This is a genomic window from Streptomyces sp. NPDC111507 (assembly GCF_055638955.1).
In genome coordinates, this window is the sequence record NZ_JBVKBU010000016.1 from 53748 (window position 1) to 73345 (window position 19598).

Here is a 19598-nt window from a genome sequence, read left to right on the forward strand (position 1 = left end):
CGGTGTGGACACTGGATCGGCAGGGCGTTGGCGAGGGTGTGCCTGCCCCGGCATGCCGCCGTCGCATCGCCTCGAGATCGGGGCGAGAGCCTCGCAAACAGCCCAGACGCGGACGTGGCCGGCCCCGATTGCCGGTTGCGCACCGTCGCGTGTCCCGTCGAGTGCGGCAGGGCCTGTCCCGACAGGTGCCGCGGGCCGTATGAGCCCGGTCCAAGGGCCATAACCGACCCTGGTCCTCCCAGTCGGCGGATTTCCCTGTGCTCATCATGTGCCAGTGACCCGCGCCGATGCCACGACCGGTTTGCTATCTGCTGGGAGGCACAGCCTCCCAGTCCGCCTTCCGCGACGGCTGCTGGAGCCTCCGTGTCTCTGGGTACGGCGCCGGCGGACTCCGCACCATGGTCGCCTGGATGATCAACCAGTACGGCGCGCCAGCCCAACGGGAGCGATGGCTGCCCCGGCTCCGCGCCCATGGAGGACCCGGCGAGCTACTGCCTGACCGAACTGGGCGCCGGATCGGACGCCGCCGCTCTGCGCACCCGTGGCGTTCGCGACGGCGGCCAGTACGTCCTGACCGGGGTCAAGCAGTTCATCCCCGACGCGGGAGCCTCCCAGATGTACGTCGTCCTGGTGGGCACCGGCGTCGACGGCCCGCACGGCAACTCCGCGTTCCTCGCCGACAAGGACGACCCCGGCCTCTCCTTCGGCCCCGACGAGCGGAAGAAGGGCTGGAACGCCCAGCCCACCCGCCAGGTGATCCTGGACGGCGTCCGACTGCCCGCCGACCGGCTGCTCGGCCACGAGGGCGAGGGCTTCCGCATCGCCAGGAACGGCCTCAACGGCGGATGTCTTGGCATCGCCGCCCGCTCCCTCGGCGGCGCCCGCAACGCCCTCGACCGCAGCCTGGCCCACCTCGCCGGCCGGAAGGCGTTCGGCGGACGGCTGCTCGACGCGCAGGCGCTCCAGTTCCGGCCGGCGGACATGGCGACCGAACGGGCCGCCGCCCACGGGCTGGTCCACCGGGCCGCCCAGACTCTGGACCGCGGCGATCCACAGGCGCCGTACCTGTGCGAGATGGCCAAGGGGTTCGCCGCCGACACCGGATACTCCGTCGCCGACCGGGCCCTGCAACTGCACGGCGGCTATGGCTACCTGAGCGAGTATGGCATCGAGAAGATCGTCCGCCATCTGCGAGTCCAGCAGATCCTGGAAGGAACCAACGAGATCATGCGCGTCATCGTGGCCCGTGGCCTGACGGAGGCATTCGGATGACCGACACAGACGACATCGTGCCGCCGACCGGTACCGACGACTCCCTGCTGCTGCGCACCGAGGGCCGCGCCGCGTACCTCACCCTCAACCGGCCCAAGGCGCTCAACGCCCTCACCCACGCGATGGTCCGTCGCATCGGCCTCGCGCTGACGGCCTGGGAGCACGACCCGGCCGTGGAGACCGTCGTCCTCACCGGGGCGGGGGAGCGGGGCCTGTGCGCGGGTGGCGACATCCGCGCCATCCACGACGACGCCCGGAACGGGGACGGGACGGCGTCGGCGGCCTTCTGGCGGGACGAGTACCGGCTCAACGCCCGCATCGCCCACTACTCGAAGCCGTACGTCGCCGTGATGGACGGCATCGTCATGGGCGGCGGCGTCGGTGTCTCCGCCCACGGCAGCGTCCGGATCGTCACCGAACGCTCGCAGATCGCCATGCCGGAGACCGGCATCGGCTTCGTACCGGACGTCGGGGGCACCTATCTGCTCGCCCTCGCGCCCGGGGAACTCGGCACGCACCTGGCGCTGACCGGATCTCCGGTAGGCACGGGTGACGCCCTGCTGTGCGGCCTCGCCGACCTCTACGTACCGTCGGACTCCCTGCCACGGCTGCTCGCCGACCTCGCCCACGCGCCGGTACGACAGGTCCTGGGGCAGTACGCACGGCAGGAACCGCTCGGTGAACTCGCGGCAGCACGGCCCTGGATCGACGTCTGCTACGCCGCCGACACCGTCGAGGGGATTATTGACCGCCTCCTCGAACACGGCGGTAGCGCGGCCAAGGAGACCGCCGAGACCCTGCTCACCAGATCTCCGACCTCCCTCAAGGTCACCCTCGCCGCACTCCGCAGAGCCCGGCGGCTCGGTCCGCTGGAGAACGTGCTCGATCAGGAGTACCGAGTCTCCTGCGCGGCCCTCACCGCACCCGACCTGGTGGAGGGCATCCGGGCCCAGGTCATCGACAAGGACCGCAGCCCGCGCTGGACACCGCCGACGCTCGCCGAGGTCGATGACGCGGACGTCGAGCGCTTCTTCACGCCCCTCGGCGAGCGGGAACTCGGCCTCGCCGCATCCGACACCACGCAGGAGATGCCCTGGTGAGCAGGACCCTCGCGTTCAGCGGGCTGGACACGGGGGCGGCCCCATGGCCGCCAACCTGGTCAAGGCCGGCCACCGGGTACGCGGCCACGACCTGTCACCCGCATCCCTGAGGGCAGTGGGCGACGCGGGTGTCGAGCCCGCGGCATGCGCGACGGAGGCGAGGCGATGGCGGGCGCGGAGGGGGTGATCACCATGCTGCCCGCCGGACGGCACGTGCTGGAGCCGTACCAGGACATCGTCGGGGCCGCCCGGCCCGGCACCCTCTTCGTCGGACGTCGATATCCGGGCATGGGGCAAGGACTGGAACGACGACCCCAAGCCGTTCATCTGGACCAGAACAGCCGAAGAAATCCTCGACTCCCTCGCCCGCTTCTGCCGACGGATCTCCGGCACAGGACACTGGTAGGACTCCGTTAGGTCTGTCTCGCGGTCCTGTCTGGGGGCATGGTGGGTATGTGCACGCACATGAAGTGAACCGTGCCCGGGCGAAGTTGGCCTTATTCGTCGCCGATGTGTTCGTGTCGGTGCCGCGCAGGGATCAGCGGGCGAAGAGTGACTGCTGTCTGCGCGGACTGATGCTGGACGGGCGTCGCAAGTCGATCCAGGTCATGGCGGAGCGGCTGCCGGATGGCAACGAACAGAACCTGCAGCAGTGCGTGAACCAGTCGACCTGGGATCCGGTGCCTGTATGGCGGCGGATTGCGGAGCGGATGGTGCCGCAGATCGGCCCGGATGCCTGGGCGGTCGATGATGTGTCGTTCCCCAAGGACGGCCGAATGTCGGTGGCCGTCGTGCTCCAGTATTGCGGCGCTTTGGGCAAGCAGGCCAACTGCCAGTCGCGGTGAGCGTGCACGCGGTCTCCGACACAGCGTCCGGTCCGCTGCAGTGGCGGTTGTTCGTGCCCGAGGAGTGGGCGCACGATGCCGGACGGCGGGAGAAGACCGGGATGCCGGAGGGGGTCGGGCACTGGGAGAAGTGGCGCCTGGCACTGGACACCTTCGACGAGCTGGCCGGGTGGGGTCTGGTGCCGCCGGTGGTGGTGGCCGACGCCGGTTACGGGCAGAACGCCGACTTCCGCGACGGCCTGAGCGAGCGGGGTATCGGCCATGTCGTGGCGGTCCGTTCGGACGTGACCGTCCACCCGCACGACGCCGAGCCCCTCACGCCGCCGTGGTCGGGCAACGGCCGCAAGCCGTAGCCCCGCTACTGGGACAAGCCGTCCCCGGTGGCCGCGTCGGCGGTCGGCCAGGGACGGCAGACGTTCACCGAGGTCACCTGGCGTGAAGGCCCCCGCGGGCCGATGCGCTCGCACTTTGTGGCACTGCGGGTGCGGCCGGCCGGGGTCAGGGCCCGCCGTCTGGCCCAGGCCGCCACCGCCGAACACGGCCGCTGGGACGGCGTCCTGCCCGAAGTGACACTGCTGGTCGAATGGCTCGAAGGCGCCGAAGCACCCAGCGACTACTGGCTGTTCAGCCTGCCCGCCGGCACCCCGGTGGCTGAACTGGTCCGTCTGGCCGAGATCCGCTGGCGCATCGAGCACGACTACCGGGAGCTCAGGCACGGTCTCGGCCTGGACCACTTCGAGTGAGCCGCCCGCATCCGGGCGCAGGAGCGGATCTGCGGCGCTCATCCCCACGTAGGCTGGTCGGGTGTTCAATCGGCTTGACATCAGCGCGTTGCCGCCGGGACGCCGATGGGCTGCTCAGCTGCGGTTCTGGGTCGACGGCGAGGAAATGGTGGCGGAGGCGGTCGGTGAGGGAGGCCGCGGTCCGTTTGCGGAGGAGGCGTTGCCTGCCGACGGTCACAGTCCCCTCTGGGCGACCGACGAGGGACGACGGGTAGTGCTGGGGGAGCCTGAGTGCACGGGCGGATGCTGCGGCTACCTGTCGGTGTTCGTGCAGCGTCACGGTGGCATCGTCGAGTGGTCCGATTGGCAGGTGCCTGTTGATCAGGTTCGCCCCCCGACGTTTCACTTTGATGTCGATCAGTACGACGGCGAAGTGACCCGAGCACTGGCAGATCGGTGGTGGCAGGTCCAGGTGAAGTGACGCGCCTCTCCGGTTCCGTCCTGGGCGGTGTGTGGCCGCCAGCGCCTACGGGCGGTCGCCGGTTGGCCGCGCCTGTCAACACGACCTCGTCGTCCACGCCGGGCGTCAGGACTGTGTCCCCAACCCGCACCTCCGCGCTGCTGACCGACAGGGAGCGGGTACCGGGCCAGCCGCATGTGATCCGTGTCCTCACGGGCGGCGGCGAGGCCGCGCTCGGCGATCAATCGGCCGACGCGGCGGTCGGCGGCCGTGTTGACCGGACTACGGAGTCTGCGCGCCGGTGGTCGGCCTGTGCTCCGTGCGGCCGACCCCGGCCGGACCGGCCACGGCGTCAGCGCGAGACGGTCTGCGGGGCGGCGGGGACAGGTACGAACCGGTAGGCGCCCTCATGGGTGATCACGCGGCCGGCGGTGGGCGGCGCGAAGTGGGTGCCGAGGACCAGGGTGTCCGTGTCGGCGAGGGACCCGAGCAGCTTGCGTCGTGAGGCCTCGGACTGCTCGGGGTCGATGTCGACGCACGAGCCGATGGCGGGGTGGGCGAGCTGGACCGGGTGGTGGATGCAGTCGCCGGTGATGAGCGCCGTCTCACCCCGGCTGGTCAGCTCGACGGCGATGTGGCCGGGGGTGTGGCCGGGCGTGGGCATCAGACGTAGGCCCGGGGCGATCTCGACCCCCTCGGCCGGGACGTCGACAAGGTCGAGCAGCCCCGTCTCCTCGACCGGGATCACGGAGTCGCGGAACATCTGCTTGCGCGCCTCCTCCATGTCGTACGTAGCCCAGAACTCGCGCTCGATGCGGGAGGTGAGGTAGCGGGCGTGGGGAAAGGTGGGGACCCACTCGCCTCTCACTTCCCGGGTGTTCCAGCCGACGTGGTCGGCGTGCAGGTGGGTGAGGACCACCAGGTCGACGGAGTCGGGGGAGAATCCGGCGGCGGTGAGGCACTCGAGGAAGTCGGTCTGCAGGTGGTGCCAGGCGGGGTTGGCCCGCTCCTTGCCGTTGCCGATGCCGGTGTCGACCAGGATGCGCAGCCCGCCCACGATGAAGGCGAAGCTGTGGCTGTCGATGTGCAGGATGCCCTCGTGGTCGGCGAAGTCGGGGCGCAGCCAGTCCTGTTGCCTGACCACGTCCGGGGTGGCGTCCGGCAGCAGCCAGGGTCCGGTCGCGGGCGGCAGGAGGACCTCGTCGATGCGGTGGACGGTGACGTCGCCCACGGTCCAGGACGGGATGGCGGCGGTCTCGTTGGCCGGTGAAGCGTTCATGGTCCGTCGTTTCCTTTGTTCGTCAGCAGTGGTCAGCAGTGGTCAATAGTGTCTGGCGGAGGCGGTCGTCCGTCGTGTGAAGTGCCTTGTGCCGTGACCGCGTGAGTGTTGCCATCGCCGCGACGGCGAGGAGGGCGGCGGCCATGGCGTAGGCGTGGCCGGCGGTGCGCGGTCCGGAGTGCTGGGTGGCGGCGCCCGTGGCGATGGCGGGCAGGCTCATGGACAGGTAGCTGAGCACGTAGTAAGCGGCTAGGGGCGCGGCGCGGCGCGTTCGGGTTCGGGTTCGGGTCCGTCGAGCGCGGCGAGCAACATGCGCAGCGCGCCATGGGAGACGGCGCCGAAGGCAATGTCGGCCAGGGCCGCGCCGCCGTGGGCGGCGGGCAGGCCGGCGCCGTGCGGACCGAGCAGGTTCAGGGCCGCGGAAGGGATGACGATCAGGGCCCTGCTGGTGGCGGCGGAGATCGGCGCCGTCTACCGCAGTGTCCACACGGTGAGCGCGGCCGTGGCACTGACGGCGAAGAAGACCATGCCGCCGACCGGATGCGGGGCCGCGGAGGAAGCCGGGCACGCCGGTCCCGATCGCCCATACCGCTTGCTGAACCGGCATCAGCCTGGGCGCCCTCCCCGGACGCTGACCCCGCGGCTTCCCGGGCTGCGCCCCTTGCGGGGCCTTCATCGCCGCTTCGTGGTGATCCCAGGCGCACGTTGATGGCGCGTGCTGTTGATCTGCCGCCGCGCACCGGCGGGCGTGGTTGTGGAGCCGCCGCTCTGATTCCTTCACGCCTGGGCTTTCCTTCAGGCCTGGGCTCCACCCGGACCCCGCGCGCCCGGCCAACCCATCGGGACACACCGACGGGTGTTCGCAAGCATGAACAAGAATCACGTACTTATCTATTGACGCGTTCATAGCAAGCGCTTACGTTCCCCTTCGAGGATATCGGAAAGCGCTTTCTCCTGCACGGCACCCTTGCACGGCACCCCTGGTCACGGACGAACCTGGAGGCAGAACGATGCAAGTGAGACCCGTCATCGCATGTGTAAGCCTGCTGGCCGGCGCGCTCGTCGCGCTGTCCGGCACCCCGGCCCAGGCCGCGAGCACCACCCAGTACGTCTCGCCGAGCGGCACCGACAGCGCGGCCGGCACGCAGTCCGCCCCGACGACGCTCGCCACGGCGATCAGCCGCATCGCATCCGGCGGCACCATCTACCTGCGCGGCGGAACGTACAACTACTCCTCGACGATCACCATCCCGGCGGGCAACAACGGCACCTCGAGTGCTCGCACCACCCTGTCCGCCTACCCGGGCGAGACCCCGGTGCTGAACTTCTCGGCGCAGAGCGAGAGTTCGTCGAACCGCGGGCTCCAGCTGAACGCCAACTACTGGCGTCTGTACGGCATCACCGTCCAACGCGCCGGCGACAACGGCATCTACATCGGTGGCAGCAACAACGTCATCGAGCGGACGGTGACCGCGTACAACCGCGACACGGGGCTGCAGTTGGGCCGGATCTCCTCCAGCACTCCCAGCAGCCAGTGGCCGTCGAACAACCTGATCGTGAGCTCGGAGTCGCACGACAACGCCGACTCCGACGGCGAGGACGCCGACGGCTTCGCCGCGAAGCTCACCACCGGCACCGGGAACGTCTTCCGTTACGACGTCTCCCACAACAACATCGACGACGGCTGGGACCTGTACACGAAGACCGACACCGGCGCGATCGGCCCGGTGACCATCGAGTACTCCCTGTCCTACAAGAACGGGACTCTGAGCGACGGCACCGTGAACTCCAACGGCGACCGCAACGGCTACAAACTCGGCGGCGACGACATCGCGGTCAACCACGTTGTCCAGCACGACATCGCCTACGGCAACGGTCACCACGGATTCACGTACAACAGCAACCCGGGCAAGATGACGATCTCGAACAACGCGAGCATCGACAACGCGCAGCGCAATTTCTCCTTCGACGCGGGCACTTCGGTCTTCCGGACCAACTCCTCGTGCCGCTTCAGCGTCAGCGGCTCGAACGACAAGACCGTCGGGGACGCCGACAGTTCGAACCAGTTCTGGACCGGTACGAACGGCTCCCGCTGCTCCTCCTACAGCGGAGCCCTGGGCTGGTCCTTCGCTTCGGACGGGCACCTTGCCGTGACCTTCAGCGGCAAGGTCGTGACGCCGTAACCACGACCGAGGCGGGGGCCGGGCGCTCACGTTCCGCAGATGCGCGAACGACGTGTCCAGCCCCCGCTTCAGCGCCCCTGCCGTTGTCGACTCAAACCCATCCCGACACGAGCGTTGTGGCGTGTGGCCTGCGGCTTCGCCCATGGTCATTTCCGGACGTCGTCCCGCGGTTTGCCGTCGATTCGGGCTTGCTCGGTGATCACAACGCGCCAAGTTTTCCGGCGAGTTGCGGGGTGATGCACAGCATGCGGTGCATCACCCGCCCCGTCGGCAAGATTTATCCCAGCTTCGGGAGATGAGGGAGCGATCGGGGTAGCCCGAACGATGGCAGCACGCTGTTTTCGAAGCGGGTCATGGCGCAGATCCGGTCGCCGGTGAGGGTGAGGACGTAGAGGCCGGTCCCGTGGCTGATGCCGTTGGGGGCGCGGAGGTAGGCGCCGAACGCCGGCTGACCGTTGGCTCGTGTCGGGATGAGGTCGAACCTGCGATCCGCGCGGAAAATGGCGGCGCAGAAGCGGGCCACGATGTCTCGGCCCTCGTATTCGAAGGGCATCGGTGGCATCGACATGAAGACGTCGTCGGTGAGAAGGGCCACCAGTGCGTCCAAGTCGGTGGACTCCCACGCGCGGACGAATTTCGCCACGATCGCATCCTCGGAGGGTGAGTCGGAGGCGGGAGGCGGTTCCCGGTCATCCGTCGTGGGACGTCGGTGTTGCAGGCCGGCGCGCGCCCGTTTGAGGGCGCTTTTGACCGACTCGATGCTCGAGTCCAGCATGTCGGCCACCTCGGCGGCGTGGAATCCGAGGACGTCGCGCAGGATGAGCACGGCGAGCTGGCGAGGCGGCAGGAGCTGGAGGGCGGTCATGAAGGCCAGGGAGATGGATTCGGTCTGCTCGTAGCGGGCCTCCGGGCCGAGCGGTGCGTCGATGACACCCTGCAGGAGGGCGTCGGGAATGGGCTCGAGCCAGACGACTTCACCGAGCCGAGTGGGCTCCGGTGGTTCCACATGGGGCACGTCCCACTCCTTGGCCTGGCGTCGGCCGGCCGACCGGCGCGCGTTGAGGCACCGGTTGGTGGCGATCCGATACAGCCAGGTACGCAGCGAGGCGCGTCCCTCGAACCCCGCGAAACCCTGCCAGGCGGCCAGCAGCGTGTCTTGCAGGACGTCCTCGGCGTCCTGGAACGATCCGAGCATCCGGTAGCAGTGCACCTGCAGCTCCCGGTGGTACGGCTCGGTCAGCTGTCGGAACGCCTCGCCGTCCCCGGCCCGCGCCCTGGAGATCAAGTCGGCTGCCGCTTCGCCCATTCTCGGGTCACCTCTTCCCGCATCTCGTCGCATTCCTTGTATGGACACCGGCCGAGGGACGAAGGGGGCGGTTGGCGGGCGCCCCTTTCCCGACTTCGCGGTGTCTACCTCAGTGGTAAGTGACCACACAGCACAGGGAGAAGCACCATGGGAAAGATCATCATCAGCGAGAACGTCTCGCTCGACGGTGTCGTCCAGGATCCGACCGGCGAGGAGGGCATCAGGCTGGGTGGCTGGTACCTCCAGATGGGAGACAACGACCGCGAACCGTGGGCGAAGCTCTTGCTCGCCGAGGCCCTGGGCGCCGAGGCCCTGTTGCTCGGCCGGCGGAGCGACGAGTGGTTCGCCACGCGGTGGCTGTCCCGTACCGGCGAGTGGGCGGACAGGTTGAACAGTATGCCCAAGTACGTGGTGTCCTCCACCCTCCAAGAACCCAAGTGGAGCGACTCGACGGGCTTCAAGGGCAGGGTGCTCAAGGGGGACGTGGTGGACGAGGTCTCGAAGCTGAAGCAGGAGCTGGAGGGCGACATCGTCGTATACGCCAGCTCCCAGCTCGTGCACACGCTGATGGAGCACGACCTCGTCGACGAGCTGCGGCTCACCGTGTTCCCGGTCGTGCTCGGGGCCGGCGAGCGCCTCTTCGGCGAGACCAGCGACAAGAAGCCCATGCGCCTCGTCCACGCCCGGACCGTCGGCGACGGCCTCGCCTTCCTCACCTATCAGCCCGTCCGAGACGCCTAGCGCGGTGACCGGGAAGCTTCACCGGGCTCAGGGACGCTCGCCTGGCCCGGGAGGGGACGACCGCATGTCTCGGGCCTCCGATCGAAGTCGTTCATGCTCATTCACCCAGTCGGAGTCGTAGTGCGCGCGGGCGGCGCCGTGACCGGCAACTGTCGTAGTCCGAATGAGGGAAGATCTCGAAGGGAGACGCCATGCGTATCCGCCGAAGTCTCGGACTCGTGATCGCCACAGCAACCCTCACCGGACTCAGCCTCACCGGAGCCGCTTCCGCGCAGGTCAGCACACCCCACACCGGCGCCACCCCCGAACAGTGCCGGCAAGCGGGCGGAACGGTGAGCAGTAGACCGTATGCCGGCGAGTACTGCTCGGGCGGCACGTACAGCAACAGCCCAATAGCCTGACACAGGTGCCTTGGCGGGCGCCCGCAGCCGCGTGCTGAGGGGCGCCCGCTCCCACAACGACGCTTGCGGAGAGGAGTCCAACCGGCATAGAGGGTGTCGGGGGCAGATCGGAGCGGGCGCCGGCCGCGTGCTGATGCGCGCGGACGATGGTGGAGTCCACGGAGACGTCCCAGTCGATCTCACCCGCGGCGTCGGCCGCAGCCTGGACCTGCTGGAGTGACCGTTCCCAGGTCCCGTCCGCCGACCACAGCAAGCCTCTGGCGTTCGTGGACGGTCTTCCACGGGCCGAACCGTTCGTACAGGTCACACCACTGCACGCGGTCCGCACCCTGTGCGGAATCCCGTCGATCACCTGCCGGTGATCGCGCCACCGGCCACAACGGCCATTGCTGACCGGCAGTAACGGCCGCAGCCGTTCCCACTCGGCATCCGTCAAGTCACTCCGCCGCATGCCGGAGCAACGACTCAGCGATCAGACAGTCGCATGACCGAACGGGCGAGCTCCAACGGGACATCTCCCTCAGGGCGTGCCGCTACCCCGGCGATTACCGCCCGTGTGATGGCCCACCATCATCACGATGAGGCCGGTCAGCAGCAGCGCGCTGCCAGTCAGGGTGCCCCACTGGCGTGTGCCGGGGTCGCTGAGCACCAGCAAGAAGACCATCTGCCAGCACAGGGCGAAGGCAACCATCAACTGGCCCCAGCCGTAAGTGCGCGGACGGTGGACCCGTCGACGGTTCGTGGGGAGCACCCAGCCACGGGAAACCGCCGCTACGCCGGAGGCGGCGATGAGCAACGCCACCAGAACCAGAGGTACGACGAGGTAGAGCTTCATAGTCCATCCCTGCGCGTCGGACCCGCGCCGGACGCCCGTGTGATCATGACACCCCGCGCACCGCGCGTCCACGCCCTCCCGCGAACCCTCATGATCGCCCGGGCAGTTCCTGGTTCGCCTCAGGCCCGCTCCGGCTCAGGATCAGCCCGGGCACCCGCGCCACCCTGCGCGACGTCCCGACCCTGCCCTCGGCACGCCGGCACCGGCGGCGACTGGTCGAGGAACGCACTGCCTCCCGCGTCCGCGGACGCCACAAGTCCGCCGTCCTCGTCTCCAGCACCGAAGTGCCGTTCCTGTCCGAGGATTTCCCCGAGCTCGACGACGTCACCGTGTACAACGACTGGTTCTCCGCATTCGGCCGCCCTCTCACCCTGCTGTCGGCCTTCGAGAACGCCGCGACGCGAAACTCATGGTCTGGGCTTGATGTCGACATCGACGCCGCCCGGACGACCGCGCACCTGGCCAACGACGCGGGCAGGACCGATCTCGCGCTCTCGGTGGTCACGTCGGCCCAGACCCTGTACCGCCGCGGTGAGCGTGTCTCGACCCTCACCTCGTACACATCGATCGACGGCGCGTGGCACTCGACTCTGAGTCAGACCAATGTGCTGTCGTCGGGGACGGCGCGTGTCCCGCGCGACGTCACGCTGCAGGTGGGAGGGGGCCGGATGGCCGACGACCTGCGCTCGCTCCGTCCGATCAGGACGGTGCGGCTCGACGTCATGGCCGAGGGCCAACTCGCACTGCACATGCCGGTCCCGACCTCGGTCCAGAGCCAGAACTAAAGGGCGGCCATGCCATGGCCACCGACCGTGTCACCCCTGCCACCACCCGCCGCTCGACTCTGCCCGCGTCGCTGACTCCGGCCCGGATCGAGCGACTGACAGTGCGTATCGCAGCCGCGGCGGATGCCGTGCGAGTCACCACCAACGCTCCCTACACCGGTACACCGTCGGCGGACCTGCCCGTCTCGACGCCCGCCGATGTCGTGACGGCCGCGCGGTGACGCGGCGGCCGAACATGCGTTGCGAGAAGTGCGGACCGCGCGCCCCGGCGGGACCCGCCCGAGCGTAGTCAGAGGCTCCCGAGCCCCCCACCCGCCGAGCCGCCGGGAAGCAGGACAGGCCCGGACCGTGCTGCTGGAGCACGTCCGGGCCCGGTGCGACGCGGTGAGCGCGGTCTGGAGAGGACGGTGTCGGCCCGCTCCGCCAGCGGTCTGTTCTAGGACGCCGACAGCCACGTGCGGTAGCGGCGCAGTGCCCGTCGCTGCTGACGCTGTTCGGCGAGCAGGGCGTACGCGGGGCGGGTGTTGGGCTTGGGGCGGCCTCCGCGGGCGATGCGGCGCAGCTGGTGACGGACCTGCGCCATGCTCGCGGCGGAAGCGAGGGCCTTGTCGGACCAGGTCACCGGCCGCAGCTGCCGGTCCGCCTCGCGGCCGTGGCGCCAGCGGTCGGGCAGGTCCGGGGTGACGGCGAGGGCGGTGCCCATCCCGACGAGTGCCACGCCACTGGCGAGGACCCGTTCGGCGGTATCGCGCCGGGTGATGCCGCCGGTGAGCATCAGCGGGAGAGGTGTGGTCTTGACCAGGTCCTTCGCCAGGTCCAGGAAGTACGCCTCTCGGGCCTGGGTGCGCGCATCGGCGGGGCGGCCGGACATCGCGGGGCTCTCGTAGCTGCCGCCGGACAGTTCCACCAGGTCGACGCCGAGCGGTTCGAGCATCGCGATCACCTGCCGAGCATCGTCGGCGTCGAATCCGCCCCGCTGGAAATCCGCCGAGTTGAGCTTCACCGCGACAGCGAAGGACGGCGAGACGGCGGCGCGTACGGCCCGGACGACGTCCAACAGCATCCGAGCCCGGTTTTCCAGGGGCCCGCCCCACTCGTCGGTGCGTCGGTTGACCAGCGGGGACAGGAACTGTGAGAGCAGGTAGCCATGCGCGGCGTGGACCTCCACACCGTCGAACCCCGCCTTCTCGGCGCGGTGGGCCGTGACCGCGTACCGCGTGACAGTGGCCTCGATCTGCTCGGGGGTCATGGCGACGGGGCGACCGAAACGGCTGCTGTGCTTTCCCAGGTCGACCCCCACCGCGGACGGGCCCCACACGACGCCGGGCATGTCTGCCTGGATCTGGCGGCCGGGGTGATTGATCTGCATCCACATCGCTCCGCCGCCGGACTTGCCGGCCTGGGCCCACTCGGTGAAGGGCTCCAGCGGCGCGGCATCGTCGAGTACGACGCCGGCGGGACCGGTCAGTGCCTCGGCGTGGACCATGACGTTGCCGGTGATCAGCAGTCCGGTGCCGCCGGTGGCCCAGCGGCGGTACAGCGACAGCAACTGCCCATCGGGCAGCTGGCCCTCGCCGGCCATGTTCTCCTCCATGGCCGCCTTCGCGATCCGGTTGCCCAATACCTGCCCGGAGCGCAGGGACAGCGGTGAGAAAAGGTCGCTGGCCATCCGGATTCTCCTCTCCATCGATTAGAATGTGTGCACCGTTCACATTAGGTGGGCAATGTGCGCGGTGTAAACATGAGGGAGGGTGTTCCATGCCACAAGCGAATGACTCGTACCACCACGGCGATCTGCGCGCCGCCTGCCTGCGCGCTGCGCGGGAACTGCTGGAGGAGGACGGCAGCGCCGGACTGTCCCTGCGGGCGGTCGCACGGCGGGCGGGCGTGTCGGCGACGGCCCCCTACCGCCACTACGCGGACCGCGACGCGCTCGTCTCCTCGGTCGCCGCCGAGGGCTACCGCGAACTCGCCGGATACCTGACCGCGGCGCATCCCGCGCCCGCGACGCCTGACGATCTCAGCGCGGTCGCCGTTGCCTACGTCCGATTCGCGCTCGACCACCCGGCGATGTTCCGGGTGATGTTCGCGGAGCCCTGCGATCCGGGCAACGAGGAGCGGGTGGAGGCGACCGCCGCCCTGTCGGAGTACGTCCGCGGCATCGTCCGGGGCGCCTTTCCCTGCGCCGATCCGGACGCGCTGTCGACCACGGTGTGGGCCCTGGTCCACGGCTTGGCCTTCCTGCACCTGGACGGCAAGCTCGACGCCTCGACCCCCGAAGTGGTCGCCGACCAGGTCCGCACCGCCGTCCACGCGCTGTTCACCACCTCCCCGCTGGCGTCGCAGGAGGCAACCGCACCGCAGAAGCCGGCGAGGGCGTAGCGGCCCCCGGGTGATACCGGGAACGGCCTGACAGCCGGGCCGTGCGGGTGGTCGGCCTCAGCGACAGGTGAGCACATGGCGACGGTCGCCGGTGAAGTGGAGCGCGGGGTGCCGCGGCGCGCGGCGAGAGTGCCGCCGCCCGATCCGAGGCGACGACGACCGCGTCCCGGCTCCTGAGGTGGTGCCTGGCTCCTGGCGCGGTGCGACGAGTTGCGCCGTTTCGCGTTGGCGCGCGTGGGTGCCCACCACGGGGTGCGGTTCGCGCAGGTCACGACGGGTCGGCTCCCGGCCGACACGGCGGTCCGGAGGGCGCGAAAGGCCGGATCAACGGTCCGTCGCGGTCATCGCCGGGTCAGTCCCCGGCCGGGGGGAGGGGAGGGGCCGGGTGGTGATGCGCTGTTGAACTGTTCGCGGATATTGTCCGACGCCGTATCGATCACGGGATGGTGAGTGCACTCACCCGCCGGGAGCAGGCTTGGCCGCGCGAGGCGACGGCGGTCACGGGGGAGTTCAGTGCCCTGTGTGCTGACCTCGACCAGCGGTTGGACGAGTGGGGCGTGCCGGAGGGCCGGCCGTTTGCGGCCGGCCCGAAGGGCGAGTACGACAAGGGGTCCCGCGGTCAACGTCATCGGCTGCTGACTGGCGCCGCCACCGCAGCGCGTCACAGTGTCGCGGTCGTCCCTTCCCCGGACGCGCTGCCCGCGAGCCACTGGTCCCAGCCCAGGTTGAAGTCGGCGTAGCCGTTGTCGGCCGGCGCCTTGGCACGGGGCGAGCCGGTGATGGTGACGGGGTCGCCCTGCTTGACCTGGCCGTAGAACCACTTGGCGTCCGACATGGACAGGTGGACGCAGCCGTGTGAGCCGCGGGCGCTGCCACTGCCCGGGTTGGGGTCGCCGGTCGAGTAGTGCACGTACGTGCCGGACTGGGTCAGGTGGACGTCCCATGGCAGCGTCAGGTCGTAGTAGTTGGGGCTGCCCTTTTCGCAGCTGATACCGACGCTGCAGGAGGTCATGTGGACCTTCTCCTGCTTGTCGATGACGGCCATCGTGCCGTTCCACGTCGGATACTGGGCGCTGCCCGCGTTGATCGACAGGGTGCGCACCGCCTTGCCGTTCCGGGTCACCTTCATGGTGTGGCCGGTCACCGAGACGTCCGCGCGCACGTCGTCACCGATCGTGAACGTGTGCGTGTAGTTGTGCACGCCATAGCGCCCGTTGCCGTTGCTTACGCCGTTGATGTCAGCGTCGATCTTTACCTTTGTGCCGGACGGCCAGTACGTCTTGGGTCGCCAGTCGGCGCGCTTGTCGCCCATCCAGTGCCAGGCACCGGCCACCGGCTGGGAGGCGCTCACCTTCATGTGCTTCTCGACCGTGGCCCGTGCTTTCGCGGACACCGGGTTCGTGAAGATCACCGAGATCGGCATGGCGACGCCGACCGTGGTGCCCGTCTGCGGGGTGATCGTCTCCAGCAGCATCGGCGGGCCTGCGGGCTTGGTCGGTGACGGGGAGGCGCTCGCACTCGGCTTTCCCGACGCCTTCGCGTCGTCCCCGGTCGCCTTGTCACTGCCGCCCCCGCCGCAGGCACTCGCGCCCACCAGCATCACACCCGTGACGAATGCGATCCCTATGCCGCCCTTGCGCCGTCCCACGATCTGCCCCGCTCTCTCGCTCCTCGGCCCTGAAGGGCCCGACTCCCTGTCAGACAACGACGAGGTGGGCCGCAGTTGCGCGCATCGCGTAAAGCATGTCTCAAGATTCGGTGCGCACCGGCGGATCGGGGACGAAGAGGGGCGCGACATCCTGACGGCCGACCCGGTTCTGCAGCCGGTCGAAGGCCACGCCGCGGAGTTGCCGTTGAGGACGGCGACGAGTTCACCACGATGGCCCCTTCCGCTACGCCTCCGAAGGCGCAAGAAGCTGAGGACGGCGTGGTGCTGACAGGCGGGCGCATCACCGTCCGCGTCGTCCGCGTCGGTGAGACGGTGCGCCGGCCTGCTACTCAAGCCTCAGGCTTTGTCGCTGAGCTCGTCGTTCCGCTGGAGCGTCAGGGCTTCGACGGAGCACCCCGCTACTTGAGACGGGAGGGCTCCACGAGTGTCCTCAGCTACCTGGCGGGTGACGTCCCGGCACGATTCCGTCCTGGTGGATCGTGTCAGCCGACGAGGTTGCCCACAAAGGGGCGATCGCGGTCGGGACAGCGAACACCGCCGATCCCCGTTGTGACGCCGTTGGCGTGCTCTGTGTCTGACGATCAGTGCAGGCGTTGGCGGCCGAGCCGGGCGACCGGCGTTCAGCGGTCAGCCGTGAGCCGTCTCGGATCGGTCGGTGGCCGGGGCGAGGGGGTCGGGACCTGGTTCTCCCAGGATGTTCTCGAAGTAGCCGGGGCCGGTGCTGGGGAGGGCCTTGAGTGCGGCGGTGTAGCGCAGGGTCTCGGTCTCCCAGGCGTGGTAGCCGCTGATCCATGCGGTCATGACGTCGACGTAGGTCTCTACGGCGGTCCGCTGAGGGGCGGGGAGCGCTAGGTGGGTACACATGGCCGGGATCTCACGGGCGAGTTGCTGGAACCGGGTGCAGCGCCGGTGGACTTCCTGCTGGGCCACCGTGACGGCCTCGTCGCGGGTGCGGTGCTGGGTGTACTCGATGACGAGGACGAGATTGTCCATGTCTCCGCGTGCTTCCTCTTTTTCGAGGGAGTACACGTCGTTGCACATCAGCGTGATGTCGATGGCGATCTCCCGCATGATCCTCAGCTGCGGGCCGTGGAAGACCGCTGCCGGCAGGCTGAGACCCGCCGCGCGTTCGGCCAGTGACAGGGGCAGCGCCGTCCCGGCGACGCCCCTGCGGACATGGAGGTAATGCTCCATGTCCACCGGCACCCCCCGACACCGGTTCACCGCTTCGTGGGCATGGGCGGCGAAGTAGTACTCCCACTCGTGGGCGACCCGCGCCACCCACCCGGGCGCGGCACCGTCGGTGCTGCGGCGCCAGAGGTCGGCGAACGCGGTCGAGCACGGATCACCGCCGTGGCCCGTCCCCGTGGCCGTGCCGTGGACTATGTCGATCAGGCCCTGGCACACCCGGGCAACTCGGTTGGGCGCAAGGCCCAGAGGGCCGTCGAGCTGATCGTCGAAGACGAAGAAGAACGCCATCGCGTCGGTACACAGATCCAGACCCCGCCCGGTGGCGTCGGGAAAGCCATAGGCAGCGAGCCGGGGCATGTCCCACGAGGTGTACCACCCCACGGACCGCTCACCACCCACCAGCCCCTGTCGGCGGACCCAGTCAAGGTTGCGGCGGCGGGCGCCCTCCATGTCCGCGCTGACCCGAAGCGGGAAGGGTAGATCGAACTCGATGTCCTGAGGCATGACATCCCTCCACATGGCGGCCCGCCCTTTCCGAACCAGTCATGGCCAGTCTGTCGGTAGAGCGGGCCGGCGCCGCTGGTTACCCATGAAATACCGCAACACTCAGGTGGTCGTGGCGAAGCCGGCGTGGCACGGAGGACCGGGAAGCGCGGGAAGCGATGGCCGAGGCGAAGGCCGAGGGCCGAGGACGGCCCGAACCGAGCACTGAGACGGCTTCCTCGGCAGAGGAAGCGCACCCACGGGCCGGTACGGGCGCTCGATGCCGACGCGGCCCTTGTTCGAGCAATGGAGCACCGATGAAAGTGGTCTTGAAGCACGGCCGGTATCTGGTCGCCTCGGGCCCTGTTCCGCTTCGCAGGCGACCTCCGGCCGCAAAGACCTCTCCGAAGCAAGGTCGCACCGCCTCTTCCTACAGGACCTGGGACAGCTCGACGGCGGGCAAGAACTCCGCGTCAGCGATCGTCATGACTGAGCTGTGCTGTACGCGTTGGTGGCGAGGCCGTCGGTGAACGCAGTGCTTCGCGCAGGAGCGCGACGGCCGGTGGGATCTCCGTGTCGCTGATGTTGCCGTACCCGAGGACGAGCGCGGGATCCGCCGGCTGATGCGCGCGATAGTCGTCGAGGTCCGCCAGGCGTAGCCCGGCGGCGGCCGCCGCCTGGACCGTCCCGCGGGTGTCGGTGCCGTCCGGTAGGTGGAGCAGGATGTGCAGCCCGGCGGCGGTGCCGGCGACCCGGCCCTCCGGCATCTGGGCGCCGAGCGTCCGGACCAGCAGGTCGCGGCGGGATCGGAACCGCCGCCGTGCCGCGCGCAGGTGGGCGTCGTACCACCCGCGGTCGATGAAGGTGGCGAGCGCGAGTTGGTCCAGCACCGGTGGTGCGGCGGCGACGAGGTTCGCCGCCCGGAGCACCGGGGCCATCGCGACAGGCGCGACCAGCCAGCCAAGGCCGAGGGCCGGCGACAGCGTCTTGCTGACCGAACCGAGGAGGAAGACCCGGCTCGGATCCATCCCCTGCATGACGGCGACCGGGTGGTGGTCGTAGCGGAACTCGGCGTCGTAGTCGTCCTCGATGACGAAACCGTCCACCTCGCGGGCCCAGCGCACCAGACGTGCCCGGCGTGCCGCGGACAGCACCGTGCCGGTGGGAAACTGGTGTGCCGCACCGACGACGACGGCGCGGGCCGGCGTACGCGCGAGGTCCTCGACGTGGAGGCCGTCGTGGTCCACGGGCACCGCGTGCACGTGTAGACCGGCGCTCGTCGCGGCATCCCGCAGCCGCCCCCAACCCGGCTGTTCCACGGCCAGGTCGGCAATCCCCGCGGCGCGCAGCGCCCGGCACGTGCGTACCAGACCGTCGGTGACGCCCGCGCACACGGACACGGACAGGGCGTGCGTGTCCGCGCCGCGCGAGCGGCGCAGATACTGGGCGACGGTGGTACGCAGCACCGCGTGTCCAGCGGGATCGGGCAGGCCGAGGTCATAGTGGACGGCCGAGCCCATGACCGCCCGGACGGCGTCGGCCCAGCGGCGGCGGGGAAACGCCCGCAGGTCGGGCAGGCCGGGCGCGAGGTCGTACCGGATCGGTGGCCGTGCCGGTGCGCGCTGCGCGCGAGGCCGCGGCGGCGCGGTGTCCGGTGACCACGAGACACGCGTGGCGGAACCCACCCGGGCGGAGAGGTAACCCTCCGCGATGAGCTGCCCGTACGCCTCCGTCACGACCCAGCGGGAGCAGCCGAGTTCCTCGGCGAGCGCTCGGCTCGGTGGCACGGCGGCACCCTCCGCCAGCCGGCCGTTCCGGATCGCGGTGCGCAGCGCGTGAGCCAGGCGATCGTGCAGGCGGCGCCGCCCGCCATCCGGAGGACCGACATCCAGCAGTGTCGCCCACGCGAGATTGGTCTGGAAAACAGCCACGAGATTGGAGCGT

At 69.6% G+C, this 19598-nt stretch carries 16 protein-coding genes and 5 pseudogenes; 12 read left to right on the plus strand and 9 right to left on the minus strand.

Going from position 1 to position 19598, the window contains the following annotated elements; genetic code table 11:
- Positions 1 to 395: 395 nt before the first annotated feature.
- The 6 genes and pseudogenes from ACZ7M2_RS41200 to ACZ7M2_RS41225 all read left to right on the plus strand — a co-directional run.
- Positions 396 to 1272, plus strand: a pseudogene (locus ACZ7M2_RS41200) (acyl-CoA dehydrogenase family protein); the annotation flags it as partial.
- Positions 1269 to 2372: an enoyl-CoA hydratase/isomerase family protein gene (locus tag ACZ7M2_RS41205; protein ID WP_471599688.1), complete on the plus strand. Its 1104-nt coding sequence runs from the start codon at positions 1269 to 1271 to the stop codon at positions 2370 to 2372. The pseudogene ACZ7M2_RS41200 and the gene ACZ7M2_RS41205, both read left to right, overlap by 4 nt.
- Positions 2369 to 2642 (plus strand): annotated as a pseudogene (locus ACZ7M2_RS41210) (NAD(P)-binding domain-containing protein); the annotation flags it as partial. The gene ACZ7M2_RS41205 and the pseudogene ACZ7M2_RS41210, both read left to right, overlap by 4 nt.
- A gap of 254 nt (positions 2643 to 2896) precedes the next feature.
- Positions 2897 to 3570, plus strand: a pseudogene (locus ACZ7M2_RS41215) (IS701 family transposase).
- Positions 3571 to 3597: 27 nt separating this feature from the next.
- On the plus strand, positions 3598 to 3960 hold the full coding sequence (locus ACZ7M2_RS41220; RefSeq protein ID WP_471599689.1) for a hypothetical protein: 363 nt from the start codon (positions 3598 to 3600) through the stop codon (positions 3958 to 3960).
- A 61-nt stretch (positions 3961 to 4021) separates the two neighbouring features.
- Positions 4022 to 4420 (plus strand): hypothetical protein, encoded by a 399-nt coding sequence (locus ACZ7M2_RS41225; RefSeq protein WP_471599690.1) that lies wholly within the window; start codon positions 4022 to 4024, stop codon positions 4418 to 4420.
- A gap of 331 nt (positions 4421 to 4751) precedes the next feature.
- Here ACZ7M2_RS41225 and ACZ7M2_RS41230 read toward each other — a convergent pair whose 3' ends face one another.
- Together ACZ7M2_RS41230 and ACZ7M2_RS41235 are read right to left on the minus strand one after the other, a co-directional pair.
- Positions 4752 to 5678, minus strand: coding sequence for an MBL fold metallo-hydrolase (locus tag ACZ7M2_RS41230; RefSeq protein ID WP_471599691.1), 927 nt, complete (start codon positions 5676 to 5678; stop codon positions 4752 to 4754).
- 22 nt (positions 5679 to 5700) lie between these two features.
- Positions 5701 to 5916, minus strand: coding sequence for a hypothetical protein (locus tag ACZ7M2_RS41235; protein WP_471599692.1), 216 nt, complete (start codon positions 5914 to 5916; stop codon positions 5701 to 5703).
- A gap of 742 nt (positions 5917 to 6658) precedes the next feature.
- On the opposite strand from ACZ7M2_RS41235, the gene ACZ7M2_RS41240 reads away from it, so the two are divergent.
- Positions 6659 to 7861 carry a right-handed parallel beta-helix repeat-containing protein gene (locus ACZ7M2_RS41240; protein ID WP_471599831.1) on the plus strand — a complete coding sequence of 401 codons (1203 nt, stop codon included), beginning with the start codon at positions 6659 to 6661 and terminating at the stop codon, positions 7859 to 7861.
- Positions 7862 to 8138: 277 nt separating this feature from the next.
- On the opposite strand, the gene ACZ7M2_RS41245 is transcribed toward ACZ7M2_RS41240, so the two are convergent.
- Complete coding sequence (locus ACZ7M2_RS41245; protein ID WP_471599693.1) at positions 8139 to 9167, minus strand: sigma-70 family RNA polymerase sigma factor; 1029 nt, start codon at positions 9165 to 9167, stop codon at positions 8139 to 8141.
- A 147-nt stretch (positions 9168 to 9314) separates the two neighbouring features.
- Between ACZ7M2_RS41245 and ACZ7M2_RS41250 the strand changes: the two genes are divergently transcribed.
- The gene (locus ACZ7M2_RS41250) at positions 9315 to 9908 is read left to right on the plus strand and encodes a dihydrofolate reductase family protein (RefSeq protein ID WP_471599694.1); all 594 of its coding nucleotides are present in this window, start codon (positions 9315 to 9317) and stop codon (positions 9906 to 9908) included.
- 191 nt (positions 9909 to 10099) lie between these two features.
- The gene (locus ACZ7M2_RS41255) at positions 10100 to 10309 is read left to right on the plus strand and encodes a hypothetical protein (protein WP_471599695.1); all 210 of its coding nucleotides are present in this window, start codon (positions 10100 to 10102) and stop codon (positions 10307 to 10309) included.
- A gap of 232 nt (positions 10310 to 10541) precedes the next feature.
- On the opposite strand, the pseudogene ACZ7M2_RS41260 reads toward ACZ7M2_RS41255, so the two are convergent.
- Positions 10542 to 10760, minus strand: a pseudogene (locus tag ACZ7M2_RS41260) (transposase); the annotation flags it as partial.
- Positions 10761 to 10829: 69 nt separating this feature from the next.
- Entirely contained in the window at positions 10830 to 11144 is a 315-nt protein-coding gene (locus tag ACZ7M2_RS41265) for a hypothetical protein (RefSeq protein ID WP_471599696.1), read from the minus strand.
- Positions 11145 to 11563: 419 nt separating this feature from the next.
- Between ACZ7M2_RS41265 and ACZ7M2_RS41270 the strand changes: the two are divergent.
- Both ACZ7M2_RS41270 and ACZ7M2_RS41275 read left to right on the plus strand, forming a co-directional pair.
- Positions 11564 to 11929, plus strand: a pseudogene (locus tag ACZ7M2_RS41270) (acetoacetate decarboxylase family protein); the annotation flags it as partial.
- A gap of 14 nt (positions 11930 to 11943) precedes the next feature.
- Entirely contained in the window at positions 11944 to 12150 is a 207-nt protein-coding gene (locus tag ACZ7M2_RS41275; RefSeq protein ID WP_471599697.1) for a hypothetical protein, read from the plus strand.
- A 215-nt stretch (positions 12151 to 12365) separates the two neighbouring features.
- Here the strand turns inward: ACZ7M2_RS41275 and ACZ7M2_RS41280 are convergent, their stop codons facing one another.
- The gene (locus ACZ7M2_RS41280; RefSeq protein WP_471599698.1) at positions 12366 to 13598 is read right to left on the minus strand and encodes an NADH:flavin oxidoreductase/NADH oxidase family protein; all 1233 of its coding nucleotides are present in this window, start codon (positions 13596 to 13598) and stop codon (positions 12366 to 12368) included.
- 89 nt (positions 13599 to 13687) lie between these two features.
- Here ACZ7M2_RS41280 and ACZ7M2_RS41285 point away from each other — a divergent pair, with 89 nt between their 5' ends.
- Entirely contained in the window at positions 13688 to 14311 is a 624-nt protein-coding gene (locus ACZ7M2_RS41285) for a TetR/AcrR family transcriptional regulator (protein WP_471599699.1), read from the plus strand.
- A 661-nt stretch (positions 14312 to 14972) separates the two neighbouring features.
- Here ACZ7M2_RS41285 and ACZ7M2_RS41290 read toward each other — a convergent pair.
- From ACZ7M2_RS41290 to pdxR, 3 genes are all read right to left on the minus strand, one after another.
- Positions 14973 to 15911: a L,D-transpeptidase gene (locus ACZ7M2_RS41290; protein ID WP_471599832.1), complete on the minus strand. Its 939-nt coding sequence runs from the start codon at positions 15909 to 15911 to the stop codon at positions 14973 to 14975.
- 696 nt (positions 15912 to 16607) lie between these two features.
- Positions 16608 to 17675, minus strand: coding sequence for a terpene synthase family protein (locus tag ACZ7M2_RS41295; RefSeq protein ID WP_471599700.1), 1068 nt, complete (start codon positions 17673 to 17675; stop codon positions 16608 to 16610).
- A gap of 452 nt (positions 17676 to 18127) precedes the next feature.
- Positions 18128 to 19585, minus strand: a complete 1458-nt coding sequence (gene pdxR, locus ACZ7M2_RS41300; RefSeq protein ID WP_471599701.1) for a MocR-like pyridoxine biosynthesis transcription factor PdxR — start codon at positions 19583 to 19585, stop codon at positions 18128 to 18130.
- Between the last annotated feature and the right edge of the window lie 13 nt (positions 19586 to 19598).